This window comes from Zestosphaera sp. (assembly GCA_038843015.1).
Taxonomy (GTDB): Archaea; Thermoproteota; Thermoprotei_A; order Sulfolobales; family NBVN01; genus Zestomicrobium.
Window position 1 is genome coordinate 1 of the sequence record JAWBSH010000016.1, and the last position, 12,318, is coordinate 12,318.

The following is a 12,318-nucleotide window of genomic DNA, read 5'->3' on the forward strand; positions in this document are numbered from 1 at the left end:
GATTATTATGTGTGAGGCCACATACCTTTTTCTGCCTAGGGCGTAAGCAACTACTTCATTATCGCTTATCTTATGGTCTGCTTTACAGATTATGAGTGAGATGCTGTAGGGTAGGCGTGCGTAACTCGTGGAGATGTCTCCAAGATTTACTCCCTTCAGCTTACTCAGTAGTAGGTCTTGAGGTATCGAACTTACTATGTTCTCGTACTCTATAGTAGCGCCGCCCTCAAGCAACACAATTTTCTTGTTAGGGTCTATACGCTGAATATTCGCGTAGAGACGAGGGACCTTAACTCTATTCCTCAAGACCTTAATTATCTGACACCAGCTAAGTACTGGCTTGTAGATCTTGCTGTAAGTTTTAGGGAATAAGTCGTACCAAGTATGCTTAGGGTCTTCTTCACCCTTCAATGAGATTTTAGTCTTTAAAGATTCTTCCTCTCCAATCAATACGTATTCGTAGTCGAGCTCGTAAGTGTTAAATCCTAAACACTTTAAACACTCTGATTTCTCAAGGAATAAAGGTAGTCTATCAACACACGTGTTAGTGAAACTCCACCCGTCTAGAGAGCTTGAAGTTCCTGCCCATGATAATAGAATCGAATCACTCGAGTTTTGAGCTACGTAAATATTGCTACTAAATGAATCGCCAAGTATTAGCGTCTTAGTCTTCTTCCTCTTCTTCTCTAACACTTTCTTCTTCCTCTTCTTTCTTAACTACTATGCGTTTAATCCCGCCAGGCACTGTATGTGACCTCAAATGATTAATTAAGTCTATGATAGAAAAGAATAGAGGCTCGTTAACTACTTGCCTGAGAGAACTTCCTTCTTTAGGGCATACATCATCAATCTTGACGCAAACAGGACATAATAGTAGATTTGTTGAAGTGTCTAGGCAAGTCTCTATTGTTACCCCGTCAACATTGAGAGATATTCGACGCCACTTAGGCTCCCAAAAGAGAGACATCCCCCACCACCATGATTACTCTTACTATCAAAGAGTAAGAATAAAGTTGAGAAACTTAAAAGTCTTTTATTTCTGTTCCGAAAGGTGATGTTTTTACTTGTAGTTTGTATCCATGCTTGTTTAATTTCCACATTATAGCGTCGCGAACAAAATCGCTCCTGTTTCGATATGACTTCCCAGATATTATGTCGTCTATCAAGTCTACTACGTCGTTAGGTAGTTTCACCGATATTACTTTACCGCCCGACATACACATCCTTATTTATAAAATAATACCTTTAATTTAAATACGTTTTCTAATTATCGACTACAGAATAATTTAATCACCGCACGCGTGAGTCAAGTACTGCTAAAATCATTTAATTTGTTCGTCGTTATATTCATGGGTGAGTGTTTGGAAGACCCTGTAGTCGCTTTAGTCAAGTTCTTAGTAATTAAGAGACTAGCAGGGAATTCCTCTACTTTGATGGTCGTTAAAGAGTATTTTGTTGATGGAGTCTCACCTAGTTCTATAAGTTATAAGTATAAGGTCTCTAAGTTTAGGGTTAGAGGATATATACAGAGAGTCACTGAAAAAACTAGGAATCCTTATTTGGCATCACTAATCATAAAACAAGTTTTCCCCCTAATACTAGAGATCGAGCCAGTCGTAATCAAAGTTAACGAGAGATACGTATGTCTAATTTGTGATCAGTCTTTCGGTAGTGAGGTTACTGTAGAGAATCATCTTAGGAGAAAGCACGGAGAATACATAAACAAGATAGTTAGAGAAGTTCTAGAGAGTGTTAGGGAATTACCTACGAGCAGGTAATATAAAACAGAAATAACGTGAATTATGTGGTGCTAGAGACTATGTGGTTCGCGTTCGTCAACTCGCCGTTAGGCACTAACCTGAGGGTTCTTAAGAAATTCTTGATAGCCAATACTCACAGCGAGAGAGAGTTTGAGATCCTAAATAGTAAGGTGTCGGGGTTTCTAGGGATAAGAGTCGCTAGCGTAGAAAAGAGTAATGTAGACTCGGTCTACGAGGTAGTATCAGTAGATCCTGACACGGCTGACTTAATCAAGCTAGGATTAAATACTTTCTTAATAGCTGAGTTTAGCTGAGTTACACGTGGACGTATGGGTATCTGCTGATGAGAATAACTGAGGTTGGAGAAGAGTACGGCATCAAGGTTGAGCTTGTCAGCGAAGAGAATACATCCACTACTTGCCCACTATGTATAGTGAAGAACCAAGACCACAGGAGAGTATGCAGAGGACTACTGAAGTGCTACAAACACAGCAAAGTATTCAACACAGACCTAGTTGGAGCACACAACATACTACTCAAAACAAAAACCATACCCCCAAGCCCCGCACTATGCGGGGTAGGGGTAAAGCGCCTGAGACCGGGCGCGGAGCTAAACCCAGCACACGCTGGGAATGTAGCTCCAAACCCCCCAGAACCCCCGCACTTCAGGGCGGGGAGGAGGTCAGTCTAACTAGCTAACTACCCTGAAGGACAATACATTATCTCGTGATGAGAACGTAGATGACACGATTATACAAAGAATATAAGATTTAATAATACTATGTATAATGGTGAGGTGCTCGTGAGTTACAGGAAGAGGAGGAGGTCATTATTCGACATATTTGATGAGTGGATTAGAGAGATGGAGGAAGAAATGCGTGAGTTTATTGAAGAGAGTGAGAAGCTATTTAGGATGAGTCCTGAAGAGTTGGAAGAGTTGCGTAAGAAAGGTCTTGGACCTTACGTCTACGGATACAGAATATACATAGGTCCTGACGGTAAGGTAAAGATAGACGAGTTCGGTAATGTCAGGAGGGAAGGCGTGAAGCCTAAGATCACTGAGGAGGCAGAACCTTTAGCTGACGTCATAGACGAAGGAGATAAAGTTAGAATAATTGTTGAGATGCCCGGTGTTGAGAAAGACAAGATAAAACTTAAAGCGTCAGGTAAGGAACTAATAATACAAGCTAGTAACGGGAAGAAATACCTTAAGAAACTCACCCTACCTGACGAGGTAGACGTTAAGAGCGCTAAAGCAAGTTACAAGAACGGAATACTAGAAATAGAGTTCAAGAAAGTGAGGGGGGCTTCCGGAGAATACGAGATAAGAGTAGATTGATAGCCAATCTATTAGTTCTTAACAATTCATTCCTAATCAAGCACTTCTTAACTAGAGCACGTTTTTCTGAGCGGCTTTCTAGTTCCACCGATGCTATCCCTCAATATCTGCTTGAATTTAGGGTTCATTAACTCAAGACGCGGAGATTTCAGTTATTGTCTACCCTGAGTTGTTGTTAAGCGTTGATAGAATTTGAGGAAGCCAAGCACGTTAAAGTTCGTGGCTTCTATCTTGGTGTTATTATAGTATATTTCTATACCGCTGTAAATACCTCCTTTTCTCTTAATGACTACTCGTAGGTTATGATCCTTAAGTATTTCTACAACGTCTTCATGCTTGATTAGATCATAGAGTATCGCGTCGTTAAGTAGGGCTAGCGTCTCAGAATATAGTGATTCACATTTTCGTATATTGAGTACAGTATTTACGTAGTGCTTGAGTAGGGGGGGCCACATACCTAAGTAACCCTCACTCTTAAGCATTCGAAGCTCGTCACACTCAAGACTCCTAACTAACTCGATAAGTAGGTTCTCAGAAACTGAGTCTAGCGGAGAACTAATTAAGTTTCTTATAAGAGCTATTGGGGCGAAGCTCGGTTTAAAATAGTTTAGATACTTAATCCAGTTAGTACTGTAGCACTCAGTCTTGCAGACTTCCCTTAATATCCGTGCTAGTCTCTGATGCCCTGACACGTTATCTTCTAATATTAAGCTGACCACGAAGAAAAGCTTAGTTGTTTTTCCGGAATTACGTAACTCGTTAATTCCCTGCTTGATTAATTCTATGAGTTCTTTCTCGTCAAGTGTGTGAACATGGTTGAAAATCTTGGCTAGTGATATCTTTCTCTTGAAGAGCAGACTACCCACCTAAATTCTTCTACGAATCAATTCTTTAAAAACCTGAACGTTAAACTCATTAGGTGAAATCTCTGAAGAGTGTTAAGTGGTATGATAATGAGGCACTTCTGGAAGAGTCTACGATACCCCCAATACCTTCTAGACGCGTGCTAGTCAAGGTATTAAGCGCGTTAATTTATTCCCCGTATAAGAACAAGAACGTATTAAAGAACGTAAAATCAGGTAAGACTTTAGGGAGTTTCGGTTTAGTGAGAGTTATAGAGCCTGGTGTAGAGACTGAGGTAATGCCTGGTGAAGTTTATGGAGTGATGCCCTACACGAAGTACGGGGTCTTAGGTCTCGACATAGACGGTCTCGCATCTGAGTATGCTGTAGTACCTGAAGAAGCGTTAGTGAGTCTTAAAGGAATAGAACTCAAGAAAATTTCTCCACTACACGTAGAGTTTGGGTATATTCACGAACTCACTAAACTAGTAGAGAGTTCTGAGAAAGGACTTATAATAGGGTGTGGGTTCACCGCCTACGTGTTAGGTCTTGCGTTCAAGAACTACAGAAACTCAGAAATACTATGCTTAAATGCCGAGCACCTTAAGAGCCTGAGAGATTTAGGACTACCGTTGAAGAGGAGCTTAGAAGACTTAAAAGATGATGCAGATTTGCTAGTCATAACTGAGGATACTGAGATAGACCTGAGGAACTTATTAAGAGATGGCGCGTGGGTCTACATAACTCCAGGGACTTTCACACTAAGCCTACATTACCACGGGATCCCGTCAAAAGTCAGGTTAGCAAGACCTAAAACCTTCAAACCTAAGTATTCGGCAAGATACTTAAACGGAATAAGTCCGCACATAATAGAGTCTCAAGTCAAGACTGTAAATGAATTAAGTCAAGCAGTTGAAGCCTTAAGCTTGTTTGAGAGAGTCTTGGTGAACTTTAGATAAGAAACTACTTAAGAATCGTTCAAACTAGATCTAGAAAAACTTATTGTATATGCTATATAATGAGGAGGTCTCACATAGTGTAAAAACTTTCTGGCGTTATAGGCCCTACAGGCTCCTTAATTTTTTCTTTAGCTAGACTTCCTAAAATTCTAATTCCTTCAGCTATCTTATCTGGTGGTGGGAAGCTGAAGTTGAGTCTCATAGAGTTCCAGCCACCGCCGTTAGCGAAGAAAGAAGCTCCCGGCACGTAGGCCACGCCTTTTACTAGTGCTTCAGGAAGTAGCTTTCTAGTGTCTATCTCGAACGACGGGAGGAAAACCATTACGAAGAGTCCTCCGACAGGTCTAGGCCACCAGGTCTTCTCAGGCATGTGATCAGCTAGTGCGTCAAGCATTACGTCCCTCTTAATCCTGTAGATTTGCTTTGCTTTTTCTATAGTCTTGTCTATCAACCCACGTCTTATTGACTCAAGCGCTATGTATTGTGTTAGAGTGGGCGTGTGCAGGTCTGCTGTCTGCTTAGCTCTCTCAAGCACGTCGATTACGTAGTGATTGCCTAAAACCCACCCGATTCTAAGACCTGGCGAGAGTATCTTGCTTAAAGTACCTAAGTAAACTACCCTACCCTCATTATCTAAAGTCTTGAGAGACGTTACGTCTACCCCACTCTCATAGACAAAGTAAGAGTAGGGGTCATCCTCAATAATGACTATGTCATATTTCGAGGCAAGCTCTAAAAGATACTTCTTCCTCTCGATACTGAGCGTAACGCCGGCAGGGTTGTGAGCAACAGGTATCGTATAAATGAATTTCACGCTCTTCCCTTCACCATATACTCTCTTAAGTTCTCTTTCCAGAATATCTACTCTCATACCATTCTCGTCAACAGGTATCCCGACTATCTGCGGGTGTGAGAGCGTGAAAGCGTTAAGCGCGGCCAGGTACGTAGGCAACTCAACAATAACCACGTCTTCTCTTTCAATAAAGACTCTGCTTATCAGGTCTAGAGCCTGCTGAGAACCCGTAGTTATTATTATAGAATCATCATTCTCAACTCTGATGTCTTTCCTTTGAAGGAAACTCATCAACTCTTTTCGGAACTCAGTTACTCCAGCAGTAGGTGCGTACTGAAGTGATACGTCACCGCGCTCACTAATCACTTCTTGAGCTATCTCGGCTAACTCTTCCTTAGGGAAGGTCTGCGGGTCGGGCATTCCACCAGCCAAACTTATTACTTTCTTGCCCTCAGTTAACTTCAGTAACTCTCTGACGTCTGAAGCCTTGAATAACTCTGACCTTTTAGCAAGTAGCTTTAAGTAGTCAACCGTGTTAAATCCCTATAAAATATTTGACTGATGTTTTTAAGTTTTACTCTATATTTTTGTTCTTAAGTCACTTCTTTATTACAGGTATAAACTTCAGGCCATAATATATTAATCCGTTAGGATCTTCACTAGAGTATTTTCTTAAGACTGCCTCAACGCGCGCGCCGACAGAAAGCTCGTTAAGGTCTACGTCAGTTATCTCCCCGACTATTACAGGACCTTCATCAAGTCTTACAAGACCTACTACTCTAGGTAAGTATTGCTCACTGCCCTCAGTCCTGTAGTATGATATTGTGTAGTTGATTAACTCGCCAAACCCTCTAGATTCTAGGTACTCTATGTTTTGTGAGCCGCAGTAGGGGCACCTGAGACGCTTGAAAGACGAGGCCCTACCACAATTCCTGCATTTAGTAACGTATATCTTGTAGTGGTTGTCTTTTAAGCGCCAGAATATAGAGATAGAGTGCCTCATCTCAGACCCACCTCCTCAATAAAATTAGCCACGCGTTGTTATCAGGACCTGACATAGAGTGAGCTAGAGATATATCGCCATCATACCTCACCCAGCTAGCACCGCTCATCAACTCACGCAACTCGTGGATTTGGTAGATTGGGGTAGCTCCTACTGGATGACCTCTTGCTTTAAGCCCTCCCCCGACATTCAAGTAAGGCATCTCACTCAAGCACTTGAGAGCCTCACCCCTACCGCAAATCTCGAGAGCCTCAATAGTTAAGAGCCCGTAAATGTCGTACGTGTCATACACGTTTAACGCAGTAGTCTTACTCAACTTAATCTCGTTCTTGCTGGATAGCTTCTTGTAAGCAGAGGCTGTAGCGCTAAAGTAGGTTATGTCATCACGTAAGTAGATAGGCAGATTAACAGAAGACTCTACGTCAACTACTTCAACAGGCTCTCTATTCGTTTTCTTAGTAGCTGATTCATCAGCTACTAACAACGCGGCAGCACCATCACTCACTGGGTGGGAATCAAGCATGGTCACTGGTTCAGAGATTCTTAAAGCTCTGCCTAGAGAATCCACAGATATAGTGAACTGCAACTGCGCGTGAGGAGTTCTCACAGCGTTCTCGTGCATCTTGACAGACCACCTAACTATGTCTTCTCTTGAGACTCTATACTTCCTCATATACTCACTCATGATTAGTGCTGCGTAGTCAGGAGGCGTCACGTTCTTGATGCCTTCGACCTCGTACTCAAGTATCTTCGCATAGACTTTGTTGATGACCCACGAAGGATACTCACTCATCTTCTCGAAACCTACTACAAGTATCCTGCGTGCTCTCCCAGCCTTAACTAGAGAGTATGCGTAATCTAAGGCGACCGCGCCAGAAACCTCACCACTACTTATCGTTAGTGTTTTAACGTTCTTGAGTCCTAGATTCTGAGCGATGTATGTTGACGGGTCGACTTGATCAAGTATGGTTTCAGAGAATGCTGTAGAGACTACGAGATACTCTACGTCAGAGGCGTCAAGCCCTGAATCTGCGAGAGCCTTACTCACAGCCTCATCAATTAGGGTTAAGTAATTCTTGTCGTAGTGTCTGTCTACCTTAGTAACACCACTACCTACCACGTAGGCCTTCAACTACATCACCCTAAATTCCTGTGTATGAGACTCCTGAACTTAGCGTATTCAGCGTAAGATATGTATTTCTTACGCGATAATAACTCCTCAACCGTGGGCGCTCTACCCACTCTATCCAAGACTTTATCAGTAACTAAGACGCTGACAGCGTCGGCTCCAGCACCCGAACCAAACGGAGCGACTAAGATTCTCTGACCAGGCTTAGAATTTTCGAGGATCTTAGCTAAGCCTAAGAGGGCTGACGCGTTGTAGGTGTTGCCAATCCACGGAGTCACTATCCCCGGCAACACCTTCTCTTTCGGGAATCCAAGCATCCTCCCTACTTGGAGGGGGAACTTACCGTTAGGTTGGTGAAATACCGCGTAGTCGAAGTCGCTTGGCTTAAGTCCTGACTCACTCATTAACATAGTTACTGCAGTCACGATGTGGTGGAAGTACGCAGGCTCTCCGGTGAAGCCTTCGCCGTGAGCAGGATACCTAGAGCCCTCTCTCCTCCAAAAATCTGGTGTGTCGGTAACGTAAGTGACTAGAGCCTCGAAGACAGCGACTGACTCGTCTGCCGGTCCTACTAAGTAGGCTGCTGCGCCTGACGACGCAGTCAATTCCAGCACATCCCCAGGATTGGCTTGAGCAGTGTCTGAGCCTATGGCTAGGCCGTACCTCACAGTACCGCTCTCAACTAGTGATACGGCGATCCTGACACCCTCGCTCCCCGCTCTACAAGCGAATTCTAGGTCTGTCGATAGTTTTCTTGTGGAGATCCCTAGAGCGTCAGCTATTATTGTTGATGAAGGCTTAACAGCATATGGTTTTGATTCCGTGCCAACAAACACAGCCCCGACATCACGCGGATCTACACCAGCTCTCACTAGTGCTGACCTAGCCGCATACCAGCCCATAGTTACTGTGTCTTCGTCTACTCCAGCAACAGCTTTCTCTTCAATCCATAAAGAGTCTGTGATTCTTTCGTCAAACCCCCAAAGTCTTGCTATGTCTTTAGCTTTGATCCTGTAAACAGGTATGTACGCGCCCCAACCAATAATACCACTCTTAAATCCCGAATACTTCAAGGGATGAACCCTTAAATGAAGAGAAAAAAAGCTTTTATTGTTGAGTATATTTCAAGATGAAGATGCTTCCTTGCTATAGAGCCAGCAAGCGACTTGATGTCCTGGCTCAATTTCTATCATAGGTGGTTCTTTACTCTTACAGACGTCCATGGCGTAAGGACAACGTGGATGTAGTCTGCACCCACTAGGTACTGCTGCAGCACTAGGTACCTCACCCTTTATCGGGACTTCCCTGATCTTTAAGCGATTAGAGGGGTCTGGTTCGGGAACCGCTGATATGAGAGCGATAGTGTAGGGATGCTTAGGATTATTAATTACCTTTTCTGTAGGTCCTACTTCAACTATCTTACCTAAGTACATCACCGCTATCCTGCCGCATATGTAGTTAGCTACTGCTAGGTCGTGTGTTATGAATATGTATGAGAGATTCCTTATTTTTTTCAAATCAAGCATTAACTGGAGTATCTCAGCTCTTATAGATACGTCAAGCATGCTTACAGGCTCGTCAGCCACAACTAACGAGGGATTAAGTATCATGGCTCTCGCGATAGCTATTCTCTGTCTCTGACCACCAGATATCATGTGTGGATACCTATCCACGAATTCTTCAGGTGGGTTGAGCTTGACCTCGCTTAAAGCCCTGTATATTATCTCCTGCCTTTCCTCCTTAGTACTCCCTATTGAGTGTATGATGAGAGGCTCCTCTAATATACTCCCTAGAGTCATCCTAGGATTTAAGGAGCCGTATGGGTCTTGAAATATTATTTGTATGTCAAGCCTTAGTAGCTTATCTACCTCGCTAGGTAGCTTACGGAAGAGATTTATATAGTCTCCATTAACGAGTAATCTCTCAGGTATTAAATCTCTAATATTCTTTGAAACCTTATATAGGGCGTCACCGCCAGTCGCTTCTATAAGTCTAGCTATTAACCTACCAGCTGTTGTTTTGCCGCACCCAGACTCACCAACTAAGCAGAATATCTCTCCCTCGATAACTTCGAAGCTTATCCCGTCAACTGCTTTAACGTGTCTGGGCGGCTTACCACTCAATACTTCAAGTATGCTTCTCCTGATAGGGAAATACTTCTTGAGATTATCTACTTTAAGCTTAACCTCACTCAACACACTCACCTCCTCAATTTAGGCTCAACAACTCTCTCTAGAGCAAGACCTAACAGCACGAACGTTAATGAAACTATAGCTATTAAGAAACCTGGCGGTAATATCCACCACCACTGAGATATGGTTCCGTTCTGCCTAGCTTCAGCTAATATATTACCCCATGTCGGGAAGCCGTGTCTTATCCCCAGCACTGAAAGCCCTGCTTCAGTAAGTATCGCGCTGGGAGTAGAGTAAACCAGGGACGCAGCTATGTAGGGGACTATCTGCGGCAGTATGTGCTTAGTTATTATCCTTAAGTTACTAGCGCCGGCAGCTTTAGCGGCTTCCACGTAGAGCTCGCTCTTAATACTTAAAGTCATTGATCTTATTATTATGGTGAGACCTCCCCAACTAAAGACTATTAACACAGCAAATATGGCAGTCAGCATTATTATGGGTTTATCCTCTCCCGTATATGTCTTAGCTATTGACTGAGCTACGAGTATCAATATGGGTAGTAATGGTATCGAACCCATCACGTCAACAGTTCTCTGTATAAACTCGTCTATGAAGCCTCCATAATACCCGCTGATGAGCCCAGCAATAACTCCTATCGCGGTAGAAGCTAGAGCTACTAAAAGCCCTATTGCGAGAGCTATTGGAAATCCGAAGAAGAGACCCTCTGCTAAATCTCTACCTTTATAGTCAGTACCCATTAACCCATAGCAAGTTCCTATAACTAGTAACGAAAATTCTCTTGATCTCTGTATAGACCTTAGGATAGTTTCTGCTTGCACGTTAAAGGCTCTGAAGTCGACAGTAATTATGAAGACGTATTTTCCGAGTAACGGGGTAGTCACCACGCTTTCAGCGTCTTCCGAATAGCTTAGATTCCCGAAAATATACTTCATGGGGTTGACATATATTTCTTCTACTTTCAGTTTTTCTATTAATTCCCTATAAGCACTCATGATAGCAGTTACTATGCCTTCTGGTTTATCCAGGTTTAACTCTATGACGGAAGTATTAGTTAAGTCAACGTACCTATCGTAGATAGCTGGAAGCCTAGCCCTGTCAGGCTTAATAACGTCTACACGTATCCTAGCGTTCATCACTCCCTGAGGTACTACTATATTAGCTTTAATCCTCATGTTCTGAGGGTACTCTCTAACTTCTAAATTGTAGGTGATGTTGTAAGTGAATGTTAACCTACCCGACACCTCACTTACAGCAGGGCTGAGACTTCTCAAATCGTAGTATGTCTGAGGTACGCAGGTGTAGCCTAGGTAGGAAGCCCATGCTGGCGGAGCGTTTAGGGGGTTATCTACCCATTTTGACCCCACATCCCAGTACTTAGTGTAGTCAGGCGGCATAACTAACGCCGCGTAAATAGAGGTCACGATTAGAGCTATTAAGAGTGCTAGAGCTAACTTACCGCTTAACTGAGAAAGGATTTCTTTTCTAATCCAAGACCAAGACTCAAATATCTTGCTTAACACGCTCATAGTCTCACCCTAGGATCTAAGATGACATAGAGCATCTCTAGAATGAAACGAGCTATCACGTAAACCAACGTGAAAATATACGTGAGCGCTAGTATCGTCGGGGCGTCACCGCCGGTTACAGCTGCGTAGTATAGGGTCCCCATACCTGGCCAGTCAAACACAGACTCAGTTATTATGTACCCGCCTAAAGTACCCGCTAAACCTAAGAGGACGCTGGTTACTATAGGAGATGCTGCCGGCCTTATAATGTATCTCCTCAGTATTTGCTTCTCAGGAAGCCCTCTAGCTACTGCTGCTGTAACAAAGTCTTCTTTAACTATCTTTATCAACATTGCTCTAATGCTGTAGATCCAGGGACCAGTGAGGACTATTACTATAGTCAACATCGGTAGCCAAACGTAACTCAGCACATTAACTAGTTCATCACGAAACTTCAGGATGTCAAACCGCGTAATATCACTCATACTCGATAACAGAGCGTCAATATGACCTACGACAGGTCTAAACTGCGTGGGGGCGATCCTAAGATCATAACTAAACACAAGCAACATCACTAGAGCGACCCACCAGATAGGGAATGCATTCATTAGAGCCGCGTAGGCTACTACTAACCTATCAGTGAGAGAGCCAATCCTGTAAACTACGAAAGGACCTACAGCTAAAGCTATTAATATCACTATAGCCTCGGCAAAAGTTATCATGAATATGGTTCTAGGAAGGCATGATAGTATCACACTATTAACTGGCGAGTTAGGCGCTAATCCAGCAACGTTCGCTACTTCAGGACTTTGAGTCTTCCCTAAGTTAAGGGTTA

The 12,318-nt window shown here is 43.1% G+C and carries 16 protein-coding genes; 5 read left to right on the forward strand and 11 right to left on the reverse strand.

All coding sequences use genetic code 11. From position 1 onward, the window contains the following. From QXL29_08050 to QXL29_08060, 3 genes are all read right to left on the reverse strand, one after another. Nucleotides 1-693, reverse strand: a 693-nt coding sequence (locus tag QXL29_08050; GenBank protein ID MEM2284537.1) for a hypothetical protein, incomplete at its 3' end; no start/stop codon positions are given. Further along, the gene (locus tag QXL29_08055) at nucleotides 665-967 is read right to left on the reverse strand and encodes a hypothetical protein (GenBank protein MEM2284538.1); all 303 of its coding nucleotides are present in this window, start codon (nucleotides 965-967) and stop codon (nucleotides 665-667) included. The genes QXL29_08055 and QXL29_08050, both read right to left, overlap by 29 nt. A gap of 55 nt (nucleotides 968-1,022) precedes the next feature. Next, nucleotides 1,023-1,217: a ribbon-helix-helix domain-containing protein gene (locus QXL29_08060; protein ID MEM2284539.1), complete on the reverse strand. Its 195-nt coding sequence runs from the start codon at nucleotides 1,215-1,217 to the stop codon at nucleotides 1,023-1,025. Nucleotides 1,218-1,349: 132 nt separating this feature from the next. On the opposite strand from QXL29_08060, the gene QXL29_08065 reads away from it, so the two are divergent. From QXL29_08065 to hsp20, 4 genes are all read left to right on the forward strand, one after another. Continuing rightward, nucleotides 1,350-1,778, forward strand: a complete 429-nt coding sequence (locus tag QXL29_08065; GenBank protein MEM2284540.1) for a C2H2-type zinc finger protein — start codon at nucleotides 1,350-1,352, stop codon at nucleotides 1,776-1,778. A gap of 41 nt (nucleotides 1,779-1,819) precedes the next feature. Further along, nucleotides 1,820-2,074, forward strand: a complete 255-nt coding sequence (locus QXL29_08070) for a hypothetical protein (GenBank protein ID MEM2284541.1) — start codon at nucleotides 1,820-1,822, stop codon at nucleotides 2,072-2,074. A gap of 29 nt (nucleotides 2,075-2,103) precedes the next feature. Next, nucleotides 2,104-2,451: a zinc ribbon domain-containing protein gene (locus QXL29_08075; protein ID MEM2284542.1), complete on the forward strand. Its 348-nt coding sequence runs from the start codon at nucleotides 2,104-2,106 to the stop codon at nucleotides 2,449-2,451. 111 nt (nucleotides 2,452-2,562) lie between these two features. Then, nucleotides 2,563-3,099, forward strand: a complete 537-nt coding sequence (hsp20, locus tag QXL29_08080; GenBank protein MEM2284543.1) for an archaeal heat shock protein Hsp20 — start codon at nucleotides 2,563-2,565, stop codon at nucleotides 3,097-3,099. Nucleotides 3,100-3,251: 152 nt separating this feature from the next. Here hsp20 and QXL29_08085 read toward each other — a convergent pair whose 3' ends face one another. Then, nucleotides 3,252-3,965 (reverse strand): hypothetical protein, encoded by a 714-nt coding sequence (locus QXL29_08085; protein MEM2284544.1) that lies wholly within the window; start codon nucleotides 3,963-3,965, stop codon nucleotides 3,252-3,254. Between the two features lie 53 nt (nucleotides 3,966-4,018). Between QXL29_08085 and QXL29_08090 the strand changes: the two genes are divergently transcribed. Then, nucleotides 4,019-4,900: a hypothetical protein gene (locus tag QXL29_08090; protein ID MEM2284545.1), complete on the forward strand. Its 882-nt coding sequence runs from the start codon at nucleotides 4,019-4,021 to the stop codon at nucleotides 4,898-4,900. 70 nt (nucleotides 4,901-4,970) lie between these two features. On the opposite strand, the gene QXL29_08095 is transcribed toward QXL29_08090, so the two are convergent. From QXL29_08095 to QXL29_08125, 7 genes are all read right to left on the reverse strand, one after another. Beyond that, nucleotides 4,971-6,125 (reverse strand): PLP-dependent aminotransferase family protein, encoded by a 1,155-nt coding sequence (locus QXL29_08095; GenBank protein MEM2284546.1) that lies wholly within the window; start codon nucleotides 6,123-6,125, stop codon nucleotides 4,971-4,973. A 166-nt stretch (nucleotides 6,126-6,291) separates the two neighbouring features. Further along, a complete protein-coding gene (locus QXL29_08100; protein ID MEM2284547.1) occupies nucleotides 6,292-6,696 on the reverse strand; it encodes a Zn-ribbon domain-containing OB-fold protein in 405 nt (134 codons plus the stop codon). A gap of 1 nt (nucleotide 6,697) precedes the next feature. Beyond that, on the reverse strand, nucleotides 6,698-7,828 hold the full coding sequence (locus tag QXL29_08105) for a thiolase family protein (protein MEM2284548.1): 1,131 nt from the start codon (nucleotides 7,826-7,828) through the stop codon (nucleotides 6,698-6,700). A 5-nt stretch (nucleotides 7,829-7,833) separates the two neighbouring features. Then, nucleotides 7,834-8,898 (reverse strand): hydroxymethylglutaryl-CoA synthase, encoded by a 1,065-nt coding sequence (locus QXL29_08110; protein ID MEM2284549.1) that lies wholly within the window; start codon nucleotides 8,896-8,898, stop codon nucleotides 7,834-7,836. A gap of 51 nt (nucleotides 8,899-8,949) precedes the next feature. Then, the gene (locus QXL29_08115; GenBank protein ID MEM2284550.1) at nucleotides 8,950-10,020 is read right to left on the reverse strand and encodes an ATP-binding cassette domain-containing protein; all 1,071 of its coding nucleotides are present in this window, start codon (nucleotides 10,018-10,020) and stop codon (nucleotides 8,950-8,952) included. 5 nt (nucleotides 10,021-10,025) lie between these two features. Further along, nucleotides 10,026-11,504, reverse strand: coding sequence for an ABC transporter permease (locus tag QXL29_08120; protein MEM2284551.1), 1,479 nt, complete (start codon nucleotides 11,502-11,504; stop codon nucleotides 10,026-10,028). Beyond that, nucleotides 11,501-12,318, reverse strand: an 818-nt coding sequence (locus QXL29_08125) for an ABC transporter permease (GenBank protein MEM2284552.1), incomplete at its 5' end; no start/stop codon positions are given. The genes QXL29_08125 and QXL29_08120, both read right to left, overlap by 4 nt.

What these genes read in the sequence shown, in the direction of transcription:
- QXL29_08100 (MEM2284547.1), bottom strand. Translation starts at nt 6,696, where the DNA reads ATGAGGCACTCTATCTCTATATTCTGGCGCTTAAAAGACAACCACTAC.
- QXL29_08055 (MEM2284538.1), bottom strand. Translation starts at nt 967, where the DNA reads ATGTCTCTCTTTTGGGAGCCTAAGTGGCGTCGAATATCTCTCAATGTT.
- QXL29_08120 (MEM2284551.1), bottom strand. Translation starts at nt 11,504, where the DNA reads ATGAGCGTGTTAAGCAAGATATTTGAGTCTTGGTCTTGGATTAGAAAA.
- QXL29_08060 (MEM2284539.1), bottom strand. Translation starts at nt 1,217, where the DNA reads ATGTCGGGCGGTAAAGTAATATCGGTGAAACTACCTAACGACGTAGTA.
- QXL29_08065 (MEM2284540.1), top strand. Translation starts at nt 1,350, where the DNA reads ATGGGTGAGTGTTTGGAAGACCCTGTAGTCGCTTTAGTCAAGTTCTTA.
- QXL29_08070 (MEM2284541.1), top strand. Translation starts at nt 1,820, where the DNA reads ATGTGGTTCGCGTTCGTCAACTCGCCGTTAGGCACTAACCTGAGGGTT.
- QXL29_08075 (MEM2284542.1), top strand. Translation starts at nt 2,104, where the DNA reads ATGAGAATAACTGAGGTTGGAGAAGAGTACGGCATCAAGGTTGAGCTT.